Genomic DNA, 15,670 nt, shown 5'->3' on the forward strand with positions numbered 1-15,670 from the left:
ACGGCTTCGGCGGCACAGAAGGTACCGTCGTAAGGTGACATCTGCCCCAGAGACTCCCTTGCCTTCTCGCGCCCAATTGCGCCGTGAGCGGTCACCGGAGCACGCCACTGCCACACGATTCATTCCGCACGTGCAGGGACTGCGTGCGATCGCCGTCCTCTTCGTGGTGCTGTATCACTTCTGGCCGGGTCGCCTGAGCGGCGGCTACGTCGGTGTCGACATCTTCTTCGTGATCTCCGGCTTCCTGATCACGGGACACCTCGCTCGCGAGCTGTCGTCGACGGGGCGCGTGAATCTTGGTCAGTTCTGGGCCCGACGCGCACGGCGACTCCTGCCGGCATCGCTGCTCGTGCTGCTGTTCTGCGCGATCGTCTCGGCGCTGCCCTTCCTCACACCGACCTCGGCTCTGCCCGCGGAGATGCGTGAGATCATCGCCGCCACGTTCTATGTCGAGAACTGGTATCTCGCCTTCAACTCTGCTGACTATCTCGCTCTCGCGGGCGATCCGACCACCGTGCAGCACTACTGGTCGCTGTCGCTCGAAGAGCAGTTCTACGTCATCTGGCCGCTGCTCATGCTGCTTGCGGCATGGGTCGCCGTGAAGTGGTTCCGTGGATCGCGCCTGCGCGCCGCGGCCATTGCGATCGGCATCGTCTCGGTCGCCTCATTCATCTTCTGCGTCGTCTACACGATGACCGACCCCGCACCCGCGTACTTCGTGACGTTCGGCCGAATGTGGCAGTTCGGCGTCGGTGCACTCATCGCTCTGGTTCCAAGGCTGCGTGTGAGCAATGCCGCGCTGAGCTTCCTGCTCGGCTGGGCGGGCATCCTGGTGCTGCTCTACACCGCGGTGTCCTTCGGCCGCGAGACCGTGTTCCCCGGCTACATGGCGCTCCTGCCGACGCTGGGGGCCGCGGCGATCATCGCAGCGTCCAACACCGAGCGCTGGTGGTATCCGACCCGACTCCTGTCGATCCGTCCGATGCGGTTCACCGGTGACATCTCGTACAGCCTCTACCTCTGGCACTGGCCGCTGATCGTCATCGCACCGTCGGTGCCGTTCTGGGGACTCACGATCTACCACCGCGTGGCGCTGCTGTGCATCTGCTTCATCCTCGCGTGGCTGACGAAGAAGTTCGTCGAAGACCCGATGAGGGCGTGGAAGCCGTTGACCTCACGTCGACCGCGGGTGACGCTGTGGGCGTCGTTGGGCGCGATGGTCCTGGTCGCCGCCACAGCTCTTGGCGGATGGGCCGCGAATGCGCCGGCGTACCAGCAGGGTGTTCAGGCGATCCAAGACGTGCGTGAGAACCCGCCGGCCTGCTTCGGAGCGGCGAGCATTCTCGAGGAGGCGTGTGCAGGTCAGGCGCCCGACACCATCCTCCCCGCCCCCGGATTCGCCGGCGCGGACAGTCCTGACGAGCCGCAGTGCTTCATTCAGCTGAACGACTCGCGCCCGGTCTCGTGCGATTTCGGCTCTGATGCCCCGGACGCTCCGCGCGTCGCCCTGGTCGGAGACAGCCACGCGTACCAGTACCTCGCGACGTTCGCGGCGATCGCCGATCGAGAAGGCTGGAACCTGACGACGTATTTCAAGGGCGCGTGCCCGTGGAACACCACGCCTCTTGCCACAGCCGGATCATTCGGCGAGGCCTGCACCGACTGGCGAGAGGGCATCTCGGCTGCGCTGGCCGACAACGAGTTCGATGTCGTCTTCACCTCTGCGATCTCGAACACTCCGTACGCCTCGGCTGGATACGACTCGTCCTTCGATGCTGCAGTTGCGGGGTACCGTGACGCGTGGTCGACGATGACGGACCGAGGCATCCCCGTCGTGACTGTGGTGGACAACCCGGGGTGGGAGACCGACCCGAACAAGTGCCTGCGTACACGCGATGCGTCCGAATGTGTGAGCCCGCGCTCCGAGCGACTGCCGGAAAACGATGCGATTCGGGAAGCTGCGGAGGGTGTTTCCGGGGTGACACTGCTCGACTTCACTGACGTGTACTGCGACGCCGACACCTGCTTCCCGGTGATCGGCGGAGCGAACGCCTACCGCGATCAGGATCATCTGACGGTGACCTTCGCCAACACGCTGACACCTCAGATCACCGAAGCGCTGCAGAACGCGATCACCAGCGGCGTCGGCTGATTCTGTCGCACGCACGACGAAGGGCGCCGGGATGACCCCGGCGCCCTTCGTCGTGTCTGAGTGTCTTACTCGGCGATGTGCGCGAGCAGGAACCAGCGGTCCTTCTCAAGACCACGCATGATCTCGATTGCGACGTCCTGGCTCGTGAGGTCGACTTCATCGAGTCCGTCGATCGCGGCCTTGGTGTCGACGAGGATTGCGTCGATGTCGGCGATCACGTTGCGGATGAGATCGCGCGACTGCGCGAATCCCGCAGGGACGTCAGAGGCTGCGCCCTTCTCCGCAACAGCCTTCACGCGTGCATCGATGGGGAGTCCGAGAGCGACGATGCGCTCCGCGGCCGAATCGGCGAAGGCGCCGGCGTTCGCGACGATTGCGTCGAAGAGTTCGTGCACACCGACGAAGTTCGCACCGCGCACGTGCCAGTGCGCCTGCTTTCCGCTGATCGTCAGTGCCTGAAGACCCAGGACGACGGGGGAGAGGAACTGTGCGGTGGCTGCGGCAACGGTCGGGTCGCTCGCGGTGGTGGAAACGGTCTGCGATTTGCTCATTTTTCTTCCTCCAGAACGGCTTTCGGTGCCTGTCGAGTACAACGCTACTCAGCATCGAACATTCCGCAAGCAAGCTGAGGCTGGGCTTATCAGGCTGAATATCCGCGGAATCATGCGGAAGTCAGGATAGTCTCACCTCATGAGCATCTCGTCTTCTGCATCCGTCCTCGCCCTTGCAGGCAAGACTCCGAAGATCTCCGATGACGCATTCATCGCCGATGGTGCGCGCGTCATCGGCGAGGTCGTTCTGCAGTCGGGTTCGAGCGTCTGGTACAACGCGGTTCTCCGCGGGGATTCTGCGGGAATCGTGCTGGGCAAGGGCAGCAACGTGCAGGACAATGTGTCGGTCCACGTCGACAGTGGGCAGAGCGTGCTCATCGGAGCGAACGTCTCGATCGGGCACAACGCTGTCGTCCACGGCTGCACGATCGGCGATGGATCACTGATCGGCATGGGCTCGGTGATTCTCAGCGGCGCGGTGATCGGCAAGGGTTGCCTGATCGCTGGCGGCGCCGTCGTTCTCGGCGGAACAGAGATTCCCGACGGCTCGCTGGTGGCAGGTGTGCCTGCGAAGGTGCGGCGTGCCCTTGACGATCAGGAGCGCGCGGACCTCATTCGTAACGCAGAGATCTACCACCAGCATCTGAAGACGCACGAGGATGCCGCATCGCTCCGATAGAGTTGAAGGCCTACGGGGCGGTGGCCAAGCTGGTGAAGGCAGTGGGCTCATAACCCAACGATCGCGGGTTCAAGTCCCGCCCGCCCTACCGTGATCCGCTAGAGCGGACGTGCCGTGATGGCCTCGTTGCCGAGGTCCTTCCGGGCGGTGCGCAGGCACTTGGTGCACAGAAGCTCGACCGTGCGCGGGTGATCCTCGCCGCACGTGCAATCGATCGTCACGCGCCACTTCGCACGACGACCGCACGGAGCGTACGCCTCTTCATCGCCGTGGTCGCATTCGCATTCCACGGGGGAGTCTTCACTCCACCCGAGGGTCAGCTCGTCGAATCTCAGGTCCACAGGAGCATTCTGCCGCATCACATCACATTCCCGATGTACGAGTACTTCACGAACACTTCCGCAGAGATGCCGGATTCGGCCAGGACACCCTGCACAGCGTTCATCATGTAGTTGGAGTCCCATCCCATATACAGGAAGTTGTCCTGGTCCAGCGCATCCCACTGGCCCTTCCACGCCATCTCCGAGTAGATCGGTCCGCCGTGGGCGGCGCAGTAGGCGAGTGCTGCAGGGCGATCATCTGTCCATGCCCGGCGAAAGACGCGGTTGAACAGCGCGCGGACGTCCTTGACCTCCCAGTGCTCCCCGCGGTACTCGACATAGTCGAACTCGCGATCCCAGCCCACGGGCCAGCCGCGGCGACGCACCGCATCGAGCACAGGAGTCAGTCCGTCATCGTCGATCTCGGGGAGCGCAGGACGGGCCCAGATCTGCAGGAGGGATGCTGCAAGGCGCACAGTACGCGTGGTGATCGCGGCGGTGTTCCAGACCGGCAGTTCGGCGAGCATCCTGGTCTCAGCAACATCGCTTCGCGCGTACGCCTGCGTCTGCTTGTCGGGGAAGGGCGCGCCGAACACGCGTTCTGTGAGCGGCGCTTCGAGTAGCGTGAGGTTTCCGAGCGTGGGGGCGAGCGCGCGGTGGCTGTTCTGCTTGTCCTCGGAGTACTCGCTCCATGGCCTCGTGCCGTCACCAGACCAGGTTTCGCTCGGCATCAGCGGCACGATGTGCTCGATGTCGTAGTCGCGCGGGTTGCTGACATCCTCGAGACGACCGAGCACGTACGCGGCGTGCGGAAGCTCTACGTACTTCAGTACGGCACTCACCCGTTCGTCAGACGGAGTGATCCGCGCGAAGGCTCGCATGAGCGACTCGCGTCCCTCGGAGCGCGCACGGCACAGCCGCGCGATGAGGCGTTCGATCGGGAGTCCCACCAGAGCGCGGCGCAGGAACAGCGCCTGCGTCCACTCGAGAGTCTCGATGAATTCGGTGCGTGAAATGCGCCCACGAGCATGATCGCTGTAGGCGCTCATCGCGAGTGGATAGGCCGCACGGCCGAAAGTGTTGAGGTATTCGAGCTGTCGACGAACCTCGGCATCATTCTCTGCCGAGGGGTCGAGCAGGACGCCGTAGATCTCGGCGTAGTGACGCCAGGTCTCAGCGTCGGACTGAAGGTGCTGCGCATCGACATTCGGGAACGACCGGCGGAATGCGGCGTAGACGCCGTGCTCACCGTCGACCGTGACCTCGCGGCCAGTCGTCATCACCAAGAAATGGCGCCAGAACGCTCCGATCATCTCGCCGGTGTGGCGCTCGATCGGCAGCCAGAAGCGAGCTTCGACGTCGAGCTGCTCGGCGTGCGTGAGCCCCATCAGGATGTAGTTGTGGATCAATTCATGGTCGCGCAGGGGCTCGCCGGTGGAGTTCAGGCTCTCGAAGATCTGCTGTGCATTCGCCGCCGCACCCAGAGTGATCGAGACGTGCTCGAGCCGCTGAAGCCCGCGCCAGATCGAGGACGCCTCGTCAGCGTGCACCTGGCTGCGGAAGAACGCGTAGTTGTCATCGAACCGCGACTCGCGGTCGGAAGCATCCGGATGGTCCAGCACGACCGACTCGTACAGATGAGCCCACGCATCGTGGGGGCGCAGCTTCGTGCGCGTCGCGTCGTCATCCCGGACGAGCACCCGCGCGAGCTCGGCGGCCATCACCGGATCGCTTTCACGCACTGCGTGGTGGAGAGCTGCGACCAGCAGCATGATCGTCGTGATGCGCTGCTGACCGTCGATGAGGATCAGATCGGTTTCGGACGAGTCCTGGGCGGAGAGGATCGACCCGATGAAGTGCCGGTGGCTGTCGTCCTCATCAGTGACGGCGCGGATGTCGGCGAGGAGGCGCTCGCATCCGCCGATGTCCCACCGGTACTGCCGCTGATAGACAGGAACAACAATCGTGGTGCCGGGAGTCGACAGCCAATCGATCGTATTGACAGCCTTGGCGTCGACGTTCGTGGCGATTGCCATGGTGTTCGCTTCTGCTCCTCACACGGGGGCGGCACCGAAATTTCCGCCTGCTACGAGTCTAATGGGCGAGCGATTTTCACGGCCGCGTCCCGGGGCGGGTGCAGGGCGCGCTGTTAGGCTTGCCTTATCAGGGCCTGTTAAAACGTGCTGGCCCCCGATGAGAGGATCTGGCTCAGATCATGGCATACATCAAATCCGCTGCCCTCGAGGAAAAGGGATTCGTCGTCCTCGACAGCTACAACCAGGCGCTCGACCCCAGGGAATGGCTCGACATCGAGTACAACGACTGGAAGTCGTCTGGTGACACGCGCTTCGCGCCGCTGGCCAGCGCCAAGGGCGAGATCGAGTGCAACGGCTTCTGGAACCACAAGCCGCCGCGCACCGACAAAGACGGTGTGTGGATCCCCTCGCAGACCGAAAAAGCCCCGATCCTCACGCGTCGCGCGCAGGAGCCCGGTGCGAACGTTGGCCGCTGCCGCGTCATCGAGCTGCAGCCGACTCCGTATGGCGAGTGCCTCTACAACCTCCACCAGGACGACAACAACCGTCTGAACCCGGACGGAACCGGCTGGGTCGTGCGCGGCTTCTTCAACCTCACCGACGACAAGGACAGCTTCTTCGTCCTCCGCGAGAACCGCACTGACCCCGCAGGCGAGGTGCGCATCGCTCTTCCGGCCGGCGCGCAGCTCATCGTGGACACGCAGCGTCTGTGGCACGCAGCAACCCACACGGGTTCTGAGCCGCGCTACAACCTGATCACGTCGTGGACCTCTGGTCCTGAGCTCGATGCCTACATCGAGAAGTACCACGGCACCGATGACATCGAGAACTACGAAGTCCCGCAGGACGTTCTCGAGGCCGGCTACGCCGAGCAGGCGCGAAAGGATGCTGCCCGCGCGGCGTACTACGCAGCCAAGGGGCAGCAGGCCAAGATCGCAATGAGCGAGGCCTGAGCCCCAAAGAAATGCCCCGGCTTCGGCCGGGGCATTTCTTGTCTGAATCACACGCTTGTCATTTCGCTCGAAGTCAGCGATAATCGCCGTATAACCGCATAGAAGCGCCACTCTCGTGGAACAGGTCGTTGGGGAAGACGCACCTGATGAAACGGAGAGATCATGGCAACGGCTTACGCACGCGGAGTGGTGTACATCCACTCTGCACCTCGCGCGCTCTGCCCGCACCTCGAATGGGCGGTGGGACGTGCTATCGGTCGTGCAGTGAACTTCGACTGGGCAGATCAGCCCGTTCTCGAAGGGTCTCGTCGCGCCGAGTTCTACTGGGATGGTCCGGTCGGCACCGGGGCTGCTCTCGCCACGGCGATCCGCGGGTGGGAGCACTTGCGCTTCGAGGTCACCGAAGACCCGACGCCGCGCAGCGACGGCGGACGCTGGCTGCACACTCCCGACCTCGGCATCCACTATGCCCAGACGGATGCCGCCGGCAACATCGTCATCGGCGAAGACCGAATCCGCTACGCGATGGAGATCGCAGCTGGCAGCGCACTTGAGCTGCAGCGCGAACTCGACATCGCACTCGGCTCCAGCTGGGATGAGGAGCTCGAGCCCTTCCGTCACGCCAGCGACGACTCCAGCGTCGTCTGGCTCCACAAGGTGGGTTAGCCCGAACGGCGACCACAACGAATCGGGGCGTCGGGAGGCGTCGGTATCGGAAGCCGGTGATGATCCCGGCGGCTGAGAACGCGAATCCCGCGCCCTGGAGGACGAAAGCCTCGCTCCGAGAGAATCGGAGACGAGGCCTTCGTCACGTGCGGGTTCCTGAATCGTGCTCAGTCGTGGAAGACGAGTTCGAATCGTTCGCACACCACTGGCATGTCCGCAGCGAAGCCCCGCTCTGAGTACTCTCCCCAGAAGCGCTCATGCACCTCGCGCCAGTCCTTCAGCGTGCGGTCGCCCTCACCTTCTGCGAAGGCGTGCTCCGCTGATACCTGGTCGAACGGCACGATCTGGATCTCGGTCGTTCGTAGCACTGCACGCGGGGCTTCCGCGCCATCCAGGATGATGCTGAGGTCTCCCACGGCCGGCACTGGTTCCTGCTCGTTCTCGTAGTCCCGGAGGGATGACGCCGTGCCGGTCTTGGTGCCCGCCAGCACGAGCGCGAGGAGACCGTCCGCATGCTCTGGTGTGGCGCCGAACGCCCAGCCCTCGGGAGGGGTCTCAGGCAGCTCCGGGTGCTCCGCTCGGGCAGCGCTCCAGAAGGCATCGATCGCGGTGACCATCTGAACCGATCTCAGTCGTCGTACGACGTGAACGCGACGACGGCGTTGTGGCCGCCGAACCCGAACGAGTTGCTGATCGCGAGTTGAGGGCCGTCGCCGAGGGGCTGCGCGTCGCCCGACACCAGCAGGGGGATCTCGGGATCCTGTGTCGTGATGTTGATCGTCGGGGGAGCGATGCGATCGCGGATCGCGAGCACCGTGAACATCGCCTCGAGCGCGCCGGTTCCACCGAGCAGGTGCCCTGTGGATGCTTTCGTCGCCGACACCGGGATCTCGTGAACGCGATCGCCGATGACGCTGCGCAGCGCTGCGTACTCGTTGGGGTCGCCGACAGGAGTGGATGTGGCGTGTGCGTTGACGTGTGTGATTTCGTCCGGCGTACGGCCGGCGGACTCCAGCGCGAGCTTCACGGCACGAGCCGCACCTTCTGGCGCGTTGGCGGTGATGTGGTACGCGTCTGCTGTGACGCCACCGCCGACGAGCTCGGCGTAGATCTTCGCCCCGCGTGCCTTGGCGTGCTCCTCGGTCTCGAGGATGAGAACGGCCGCTCCTTCGCCCATGACGAAGCCGTCGCGGTCTTCGGAGTAGGGACGAGAAGCGGTCGCAGGGTCGTCGTTGCGGCGAGAGAGTGCCTGCATCGATGCGAACGAAGCAATGGTGATCGGGTGGATGGCTGATTCGGTGCCACCTGCGATCACGACGTCTGCGAGGCCGGCCTGCAGGTGCTCGTAGGCGTTCACGAGCGACTCTGTGCTCGAGGCGCACGCGGACGCAACCGTCCGGGCGAACGCGCGGGCGGTGAAGTGAAGTGAGAGGTTGCCGGCAGCAGAGTTCGGCATGAGCATGGGAACCGTCATCGGCATGACGCGACGAGGACCCTTCTCGCGCAGGGTGTCCCACGCATCCAGCAGCGTCCAGACGCCACCGATACCAGTCGCGAAGTCGACGCCGAGACGCTCGGGATCTACATCCGGGGCTCCCGCGTCTTCCCATGCCTCCATCGCGGCGATGAGCGCGAACTGCGACGAAGGGTCGAGGCGCTTGGCGACGGGGCGTGCCAGCACCTCTTCTGGGCGAACGATGGCCTCCGCCGCGAAGGTGACGGGAAGCTCGAGTTCTGCGACCCAGTCGTGCTCAAGGGAGCGGCCGCCGGACATCCCGGCCAGCAGGTTGGTCCAGTTCTCCGGTGCCGTGCCGCCGATGGCGGAGGTGGCACCGATACCGGTGACGACGATGCGCTTGGTCATATCCTGGGGTTCCTTGCTGGGACGGGATCGGGGGAGCCGGACAACACCGACAGAGGATGCCACGCCCTGCAGGTGGCAGGGGTGGCATCCGTCAGATCTGTTACTCCTGGCCTGCGACGATGAAGTTCACAGCGTCGCCGACGGTCTTGAGGTTCTTGACCTCGTCGTCGGGGATGGTGACGCCGAACTTCTCCTCGGCGTTGACGACGATCGTCATCATGGAGATCGAGTCGATGTCGAGGTCGTCGGTGAAGGACTTCTCGAGTGCGACCTCGGAGCTGTCGATGCCGGTCTCGTCGGTGATGAGCTCAGCGAGGCCGGAAAGGACCTCATCGTTGGTGAAAGCCATGTGGTTTTCCTCTTTCTTGCGGGTTGTGTTCGGAACCGTTGCCCATTCTAGAGAACGGTGTGCGGAGTTCAGGGCAGGACGACGACCTGCGCGGCAAAGACAAGACCGGCGCCGAAGCCGATCTGCAGTGCCAGGCCGCCGGAGAGCTCGGGGTGTTCCTCGAGCAGTCGGTGCGTTGCGAGCGGGATCGATGCGGCTGAGGTGTTGCCGGTGGTCTCGATATCGCGAGCGATGACCGTCGTCTCGGGGAGCTTCAGCTGCTTGGCGAACTCATCGATGATGCGCATGTTCGCCTGATGCGGAATGAATGCTGCGAGATCGGATGCTTCGATACCCGCCACCTCAAGCGCCTCACGGGCGACCTTCGCCATCTCCCACACCGCCCAGCGGAAGACTGCAGGGCCTTCCTGGCGGAGGGTCGGCCACGGTATGTCGCCGTTGCCATCGCGGTACTCGACGAGCGTGTGGTTCATGCTGACCACATCGGCCTTGGAGCCGTCAGAACCCCAGACGACAGGTGAGATCGCCGGAGTGTCGCTGGGGCCGATGACGGCTGCTCCTGCGCCGTCGCCGAGTAGGAACGAGATGCTGCGATCGGTGGGATCGACGACGTTCGAGAGCTTCTCCGCGCCGATCACGAGGGCGTAGCGGGCAGCTCCCGCACGAATCAGCGCGTCCGCCTGAGCGATGCTGTAGGCGTACCCAGCGCAGGCAGCGTTCGAATCGTAGGCGGCAGCCGGGTTCGCGCCGACTCGATCTGCGACGACAGCGGCAGCCGATGGCGTCTGGCGCATGTTGCTGATGGTGGCGACGATGACGAGGTCGATCTCGGATGCCGGGATACCGGACTTCTCGATGGCCTCAGCCCCGGCGATCGCGGCGAGGTCTACCGCGCTGGTCTCGCTGTTCGCACGAGTGCGCGTGATGATCCCGGTGCGCTGGCGGATCCACTCGTCGCTGGAATCGATCGGGCCGACGAGATCGTCGTTGGGAACCGGATTCTCGCCGCGTGCCGCGCCGAAGGCGAGGATGCGGGTGTATTGCGGGCCGGTCGCCTGCTTGAGGGTTGCGGGCATCATGCGGCTCCGTTCAGCAGCGCGGCGGCTGCATCGAGATCATCTGGCGTTTTGACTGCGACGACGGGTGTTCCGCGCAGTCCTCGTTTGGCAAGGCCCGCGAGTGCACCTGCGGGCGTGAGCTCGATCATGCCAGTGATGCCCGCCTCGGCGAAGGCCGACATGCACAGATCCCAGCGCACGGGCGAGGAGACCTGATTGACGATGAGATCGAGAGCCTGCGCTCCGGAGGAGACGACGGAACCGTCGTGATTGGTCCAGAGGGTCAGATCCGGGTCGTTCGGTGCAAGATCCGCGACGGAGGCGCGCAGTGCGTCGACGGCAGGTGACATGGAGGAGGTGTGGAAGGCGCCAGCAACCTGCAGCGGGATGACGCGCGTGCCGCGCAGCGGCATCTCGGCGAGCGAAGCCAGTGCAGGCAGAGCGCCTGCGGCGACGATCTGGCCGCCACCGTTGTAGTTGGCCGGCGTCAGATCGAGTTCCGCAAGACGGTCGAGGACTGCCTGCTCGTCTCCCCCGATGACCGCGCTCATGCCGGTGGGAGCCTGAGCGGCGGCATCCGCCATCGCCCGTCCGCGGATGCCGACCAGGCGCATCGTCTGTTCTGCGGAGATCACTCCGGTGCCGACGATGGCTGCGAGCTCGCCCACAGAGTGGCCGGCGACGCCATCGGGGCGCCGACCCGCACGCTCGGCGAGCGCGTGCGCTGCGATCAACGATGCGGCAACAATGAGGGGCTGAGCAATGCGCGTGTCGCGGATCGTTTCAGCATCCGACTCGGTACCGTGCGCGATGAGATCGACCTCGGCGGCTTCGGAATACCGAGCGAGGCGGTCAGCCACGCCGTCGAGTTCGAGCCAAGGGGTAAGGAAGCCCGGGGTCTGTGAGCCCTGTCCCGGGCAAGCGACGACAATCACCCGTCTAGTCTGCCAACGATCATCGCCAAACGGTGGATGTACCCTCACAAGATTCGCGAGATCGTTTGTGCGTGGCGCACAGTCCGGCGCTATCGCGGGCGGCGAGTGGCCGTTCGACGGCGCCCAGGTTCTGCCGTGCCGACGGATCCGAGGATCAGAGCGGTCTGCAGGATCAGCGCTTCGCGAGGACCAGTGGCATCCCAGCCGATGACTTCGCTGACGCGCTTCAAGCGGTATCGGACGGTATTCGGGTGCACGAAGAGCTCACGCGCTGTTGCTTCAAGGGAGCGCCCGTTGTCGAGATAGCTCCAGAGCGTCGTGACCAAGTCGGTCGAGTGCGCGTGCAGAGGCCGATAGATGCGGTCGATCAGCGTCTGCTTCGCCAGCGGGTCGCCAGCGAGTGCTCGTTCGGGGAGCAGGTCGTCGGCCTCGACAGGGCGAGGGGCGGTGCGCCACGCGCGCGCGACAGCGAATCCTGCCAATGCGGCCCGTGCGCTCTGTCCGGCATCTACCAGTGCGGTCACGGGAGGGCCGAGGACCACATAGCCAGGGCCGAAGAAGGGCTCGAGCCGCGTGGCGATCTCATCGAAGGCGAGCTCGTCGCCTTCTTCTTCGCGGCCGGGCACCTGGGCGCGACCGAGAACGAGCACCAGCCGTGAACCCTGTACGCCGATGAGCACGTCGACTGCGAGCTTGCGGGCCGTACGGCGAACGTGATCGACGTCGAACTGCGGCGGCGTCGTTCCGACGAGTACGCACACCTCGCCGTGGCCGTGCCAGCCGAGTGCCGCGATACGACTGGGGAGCTCCTCGTCGGCCTCGCCGGTGAGGATGGAATCCACCACGAGCGCTTCGAGCCGGGCATCCCACAGCCCGCGCGCCTCGGCGGCGCGAGCGTAGACGTCCGCCGCGGCGAACGCGACATCACGGGAGTACAGCAGGATCGCCTCGCGCAGCATCTCGCCCTTGCCGGCGATGCGCTCTTCAGTGATCTCGACCGTGACGCGGATGAGCTGAAGCGTCTGTGTGAGGCTCACGCTGCGCAGCAGCTCTCGAGGCGCGGCTGCGAAGATATCGGCGGCGATCCACGGAGTGGAGGTCGGATCATCGAACCACTGGATGAACGAAGTGATGCCCGCCTGGGCCACCAGCCCCACCGCAGAGCGGCGGGCTGGTGGCATGTCGGCGTACCAGGGGAGCGTATCTTCGAGGCGCTGGATCGTCGCGGTTGCGAGGTCGCCGGATATCCGACGCAGCCAGGCGAGCGTCGACGCCTTATCCATGGCGGCGGGAGACGATGCGGTCACACGCGACTCAGCTTTCGCCGCCGGCGCTTCCGCTTGCACCCGCGTTGACGTTGTGCAGGTCGTACTTCGCGATCGCCTGTGCGATCACGGCGCGGTCGACCTTGCCCTGGTCAGCGAGGCCCTGGAGCGCACGAACCACCATCGACGGACCGTCGATCTTGAAGAAGCGACGTGCTGCGGCACGAGTATCGGCGAACCCGAATCCGTCGGCGCCGAGCGTGTAGTAGTCGCCCGGAACCCACTGGCGGATCTGGTCCTGTACCGCGTGCATGAAGTCGCTCGTGGCGATGAACGGACCAGTTGTGCCCTGCAGCTTCTGCGTCAGGTACGGCACCTTGGGCTCTTCTTCAGGGTGCAGGAAGTTGTGCTCGTCGGCGGCGAGGCCGTCGCGACGCAGTTCGTTCCAGCTCGTGACCGACCAGACATCCGAAGCGATGCCCCAGTCGTTCGCAAGCAGCTCCTGTGCCTCGATCGCCCACGGCACGCCGACACCGGATGCGAGCAGCTGGACGCGGTGTCCATCACCTGAGCCTTCGGAGACACGGTGCAGACCCTTGAGGATGCCCTCGACGTCGACGTTCTCCGGCTCAGCGGGCTGCTTGAGCGGCTCGTTGTAGACCGTGAGGTAGTACATGACGTCGGGATCCGGGTGCGTACCGCCGTACATGCGGTCGATACCGGCCTGCACGATGTGCGCGACCTCGTAGCCGTAGGCCGGGTCGTAGCTGATCGTGGCGGGGTTGGTCGAAGCGAGCAGCGGCGAGTGGCCGTCTGCGTGCTGCGTGCCCTCACCAGCAAGCGTCGTGCGTCCAGCGGTCGCACCGATCACGAATCCGCGGACCATCTGGTCGCCGGCGGCCCAGAAGGCGTCACCCGTGCGCTGGTATCCGAACATCGAGTAGAAGATGTAGATCGGGATCAGCGGCTCGCCGTGCGTCGAGTACGAGCTTCCCGTTGCAGTGAGTGCTGCCGTTGCGCCGGCCTCGTTGATGCCGACGTGCATGATCTGGCCCTGCGGACTCTCCTTGTAGGCGAGGAGAAGCTCACGGTCGACCGCGGTGTAGTTCTGGCCGTTCGGGTTGTAGATCTTGGCGGTCGGGAAGTACGCGTCGATACCGAACGTGCGCGCCTCATCCGGGATGATCGGCACGATGCGCTCACCGAAGCCCTTGACCCGCATGAGGTCTTTGAGCATGCGGACGAACGCCATGGTCGTGGCGACTTCCTGGTTGCCGGAGCCCTTCTTCGGGAAGGCGTAGTCCTTGTCCTCCGGCAGGTTGAGAGCAACGTGAGTGGCACGGCGCTCTGGGAGGAAACCACCGAGATCGCGGCGGCGGTCCAGCATGTACTGGATCGTCTCGTCCTGAGCGCCCGGGTGGTAGTACGGCGGACGGTACGGGTCAGCCTCGAGCTGCGCGTCCGTGATCGGGATCTGCATCGTGTCGCGGAATAGCTTGAGGTCGTCAAGCGTCATCTTCTTCATCTGGTGGGTCGCGTTGCGGCCTTCGAAGTGCGGTCCGAGACCGTAACCCTTGACGGTCTTGGCGAGGATGACAGTCGGCTGGCCCTTGTGCTCCATGGCCGCCTTGTAGGCCGCGTACACCTTGCGGTAGTCGTGGCCGCCGCGACGGAGCTTCCAGATCTGGTCGTCGGTGTAGTCCTTGACCAGAGCGGCTGCACGCTCGTCGCGACCGAAGAAGTTCTCGCGCACGAACGCGCCGCTCTCGGCCTTGTAGGTCTGGTAGTCGCCATCGGGGGTGACATTCATGAGGTTCAGCAGAGCGCCCTCAGAGTCATGTGCGAGCAGGTCGTCCCACTCACGGCCCCAGACGACCTTGATGACGTTCCAGCCCGCGCCGCGGAAGTAGGACTCGAGTTCCTGAATGATCTTTCCGTTACCGCGCACAGGCCCGTCGAGGCGCTGCAGGTTGCAGTTGATCACGAAAGTGAGGTTGTCCAGACCCTCGTTGGCTGCGACCTGCAGCTGTCCGCGGGACTCGACCTCGTCCATCTCGCCATCGCCGAGGAACGCCCACACGTGCGAGTCGGCGACGTCCTTGATGCCACGGTTGGCGAGATACTTGTTCGTCATCGCCTGATAGATGGCGTTGATCGGGCCGAGACCCATCGACACGGTCGGGAACTGCCAGAAGTCCGACATCATGCGCGGGTGCGGGTACGAGGGGATGCCGTTCGGCGCGCCGGACTTCTCCTGACGGAATGCGTCGAGCTGGCTTTCGCTCAGGCGGCCTTCGAGGAAGGCACGTGCGTACATTCCGGGGGAGGCGTGACCCTGGTAGAAGATCTGGTCGCCACCAGAAGCGTGATCCTGGCCGCGGAAGAAGTGGTTGTGGCCGACCTCGTACAGTGATGCTGCCGAGGCATAGGTGGAGATGTGACCGCCGACACCGATGCCGGGGCGCTGTGCGCGGTGCACCGTGATCGCTGCGTTCCAGCGGATCCAGTGGCGGTAGCGGCGCTCGAGCTCTTCATCGCCCGGGAATGCTGCCTCGTTCTCCGCGGCGATCGTGTTGATGTAGTCGGTGGTCGGAACCATCGGCACGTTCAGATGCAGCTCTTTGGAGCGCTTAAGCATGCTGAGCATGATCTCGCGGCCACGGCCGGGACCCTTGACGTCGACGAGCTCGTCGAGCGACTGCTGCCATTCGCCTGTCTCGTCCGGATCACTGTCGAGGGGGCCCTGAGAGTACGGATCCTGGTCGTGAACGGTCACGTGGAACCTTTCGTCATGCTGGCAGGTCATGCCAAGGAAACGGGAAGCGACGCGGGAAGCCTTGTC

General features: G+C 64.6%; 14 protein-coding genes and 1 tRNA gene. 5 read left to right on the forward strand and 10 right to left on the reverse strand.

What is annotated here, in order from left to right:
• Positions 1 to 34: 34 nt before the first annotated feature.
• Positions 35 to 2,152 carry an acyltransferase family protein gene (locus ACTU6V_RS12155; protein WP_443475681.1) on the forward strand — a complete coding sequence of 706 codons (2,118 nt, stop codon included), beginning with the start codon at positions 35 to 37 and terminating at the stop codon, positions 2,150 to 2,152.
• A gap of 65 nt (positions 2,153 to 2,217) precedes the next feature.
• Here the strand turns inward: ACTU6V_RS12155 and ACTU6V_RS12160 are convergent, their stop codons facing one another.
• Positions 2,218 to 2,703, reverse strand: a complete 486-nt coding sequence (locus tag ACTU6V_RS12160; protein WP_443468401.1) for a Dps family protein — start codon at positions 2,701 to 2,703, stop codon at positions 2,218 to 2,220.
• Positions 2,704 to 2,842: 139 nt separating this feature from the next.
• Here ACTU6V_RS12160 and ACTU6V_RS12165 point away from each other — a divergent pair, with 139 nt between their 5' ends.
• Both ACTU6V_RS12165 and ACTU6V_RS12170 read left to right on the forward strand, forming a co-directional pair.
• Positions 2,843 to 3,382 carry a gamma carbonic anhydrase family protein gene (locus tag ACTU6V_RS12165; protein ID WP_443475682.1) on the forward strand — a complete coding sequence of 180 codons (540 nt, stop codon included), beginning with the start codon at positions 2,843 to 2,845 and terminating at the stop codon, positions 3,380 to 3,382.
• Positions 3,383 to 3,396: 14 nt separating this feature from the next.
• Positions 3,397 to 3,470: transfer RNA gene (locus ACTU6V_RS12170), tRNA-Ile, on the forward strand.
• Positions 3,471 to 3,480: 10 nt separating this feature from the next.
• On the opposite strand, the gene ACTU6V_RS12175 is transcribed toward ACTU6V_RS12170, so the two are convergent.
• Positions 3,481 to 3,723, reverse strand: a complete 243-nt coding sequence (locus ACTU6V_RS12175; protein ID WP_443468399.1) for a hypothetical protein — start codon at positions 3,721 to 3,723, stop codon at positions 3,481 to 3,483.
• A gap of 17 nt (positions 3,724 to 3,740) precedes the next feature.
• Positions 3,741 to 5,738 (reverse strand): DUF262 domain-containing protein, encoded by a 1,998-nt coding sequence (locus tag ACTU6V_RS12180; RefSeq protein WP_443468398.1) that lies wholly within the window; start codon positions 5,736 to 5,738, stop codon positions 3,741 to 3,743.
• 179 nt (positions 5,739 to 5,917) lie between these two features.
• Between ACTU6V_RS12180 and ACTU6V_RS12185 the strand changes: the two genes are divergently transcribed.
• Both ACTU6V_RS12185 and ACTU6V_RS12190 read left to right on the forward strand, forming a co-directional pair.
• On the forward strand, positions 5,918 to 6,691 hold the full coding sequence (locus tag ACTU6V_RS12185; RefSeq protein WP_443468397.1) for a hypothetical protein: 774 nt from the start codon (positions 5,918 to 5,920) through the stop codon (positions 6,689 to 6,691).
• A 162-nt stretch (positions 6,692 to 6,853) separates the two neighbouring features.
• A complete protein-coding gene (locus ACTU6V_RS12190) occupies positions 6,854 to 7,357 on the forward strand; it encodes a DUF3145 domain-containing protein (RefSeq protein WP_443468396.1) in 504 nt (167 codons plus the stop codon).
• A gap of 167 nt (positions 7,358 to 7,524) precedes the next feature.
• Here ACTU6V_RS12190 and ACTU6V_RS12195 read toward each other — a convergent pair whose 3' ends face one another.
• The 7 genes from ACTU6V_RS12195 to aceE form a co-directional block, all read right to left on the reverse strand.
• Complete coding sequence (locus ACTU6V_RS12195) at positions 7,525 to 7,974, reverse strand: ASCH domain-containing protein (protein ID WP_443475683.1); 450 nt, start codon at positions 7,972 to 7,974, stop codon at positions 7,525 to 7,527.
• An 11-nt stretch (positions 7,975 to 7,985) separates the two neighbouring features.
• Positions 7,986 to 9,221, reverse strand: coding sequence for a beta-ketoacyl-[acyl-carrier-protein] synthase family protein (locus ACTU6V_RS12200; protein ID WP_443475684.1), 1,236 nt, complete (start codon positions 9,219 to 9,221; stop codon positions 7,986 to 7,988).
• Between the two features lie 100 nt (positions 9,222 to 9,321).
• Complete coding sequence (locus tag ACTU6V_RS12205; protein WP_417511664.1) at positions 9,322 to 9,570, reverse strand: acyl carrier protein; 249 nt, start codon at positions 9,568 to 9,570, stop codon at positions 9,322 to 9,324.
• Between the two features lie 68 nt (positions 9,571 to 9,638).
• Positions 9,639 to 10,649: a beta-ketoacyl-ACP synthase III gene (locus tag ACTU6V_RS12210; protein ID WP_443468393.1), complete on the reverse strand. Its 1,011-nt coding sequence runs from the start codon at positions 10,647 to 10,649 to the stop codon at positions 9,639 to 9,641.
• Positions 10,646 to 11,563 carry an ACP S-malonyltransferase gene (locus tag ACTU6V_RS12215; protein WP_443475685.1) on the reverse strand — a complete coding sequence of 306 codons (918 nt, stop codon included), beginning with the start codon at positions 11,561 to 11,563 and terminating at the stop codon, positions 10,646 to 10,648. Before ACTU6V_RS12215 ends, ACTU6V_RS12210 begins: the two co-directional genes overlap by 4 nt.
• An 89-nt stretch (positions 11,564 to 11,652) precedes the next feature.
• Positions 11,653 to 12,846 (reverse strand): PucR family transcriptional regulator, encoded by a 1,194-nt coding sequence (locus ACTU6V_RS12220; protein ID WP_443468438.1) that lies wholly within the window; start codon positions 12,844 to 12,846, stop codon positions 11,653 to 11,655.
• A gap of 31 nt (positions 12,847 to 12,877) precedes the next feature.
• Positions 12,878 to 15,604 (reverse strand): pyruvate dehydrogenase (acetyl-transferring), homodimeric type, encoded by a 2,727-nt coding sequence (gene aceE / locus ACTU6V_RS12225; RefSeq protein ID WP_443475686.1) that lies wholly within the window; start codon positions 15,602 to 15,604, stop codon positions 12,878 to 12,880.
• Positions 15,605 to 15,670 lie beyond the last annotated feature (66 nt).

It is taken from the genome of Microbacterium zouquanmingi, assembly GCF_052266675.1.
Classification (GTDB): Bacteria; Actinomycetota; Actinomycetes; order Actinomycetales; family Microbacteriaceae; genus Microbacterium.

Coding starts and splice junctions, on each gene's coding strand:
- ACTU6V_RS12210 (WP_443468393.1), bottom strand. CDS start 10,649: ATGATGCCCGCAACCCTCAAGCAGGCGACCGGCCCGCAATACACCCGC.
- ACTU6V_RS12205 (WP_417511664.1), bottom strand. CDS start 9,570: ATGGCTTTCACCAACGATGAGGTCCTTTCCGGCCTCGCTGAGCTCATC.
- ACTU6V_RS12185 (WP_443468397.1), top strand. CDS start 5,918: ATGGCATACATCAAATCCGCTGCCCTCGAGGAAAAGGGATTCGTCGTC.
- ACTU6V_RS12190 (WP_443468396.1), top strand. CDS start 6,854: ATGGCAACGGCTTACGCACGCGGAGTGGTGTACATCCACTCTGCACCT.
- ACTU6V_RS12220 (WP_443468438.1), bottom strand. CDS start 12,846: ATGGATAAGGCGTCGACGCTCGCCTGGCTGCGTCGGATATCCGGCGAC.
- ACTU6V_RS12180 (WP_443468398.1), bottom strand. CDS start 5,738: ATGGCAATCGCCACGAACGTCGACGCCAAGGCTGTCAATACGATCGAT.
- ACTU6V_RS12160 (WP_443468401.1), bottom strand. CDS start 2,703: ATGAGCAAATCGCAGACCGTTTCCACCACCGCGAGCGACCCGACCGTT.
- ACTU6V_RS12165 (WP_443475682.1), top strand. CDS start 2,843: ATGAGCATCTCGTCTTCTGCATCCGTCCTCGCCCTTGCAGGCAAGACT.
- ACTU6V_RS12200 (WP_443475684.1), bottom strand. CDS start 9,221: ATGACCAAGCGCATCGTCGTCACCGGTATCGGTGCCACCTCCGCCATC.
- ACTU6V_RS12195 (WP_443475683.1), bottom strand. CDS start 7,974: ATGGTCACCGCGATCGATGCCTTCTGGAGCGCTGCCCGAGCGGAGCAC.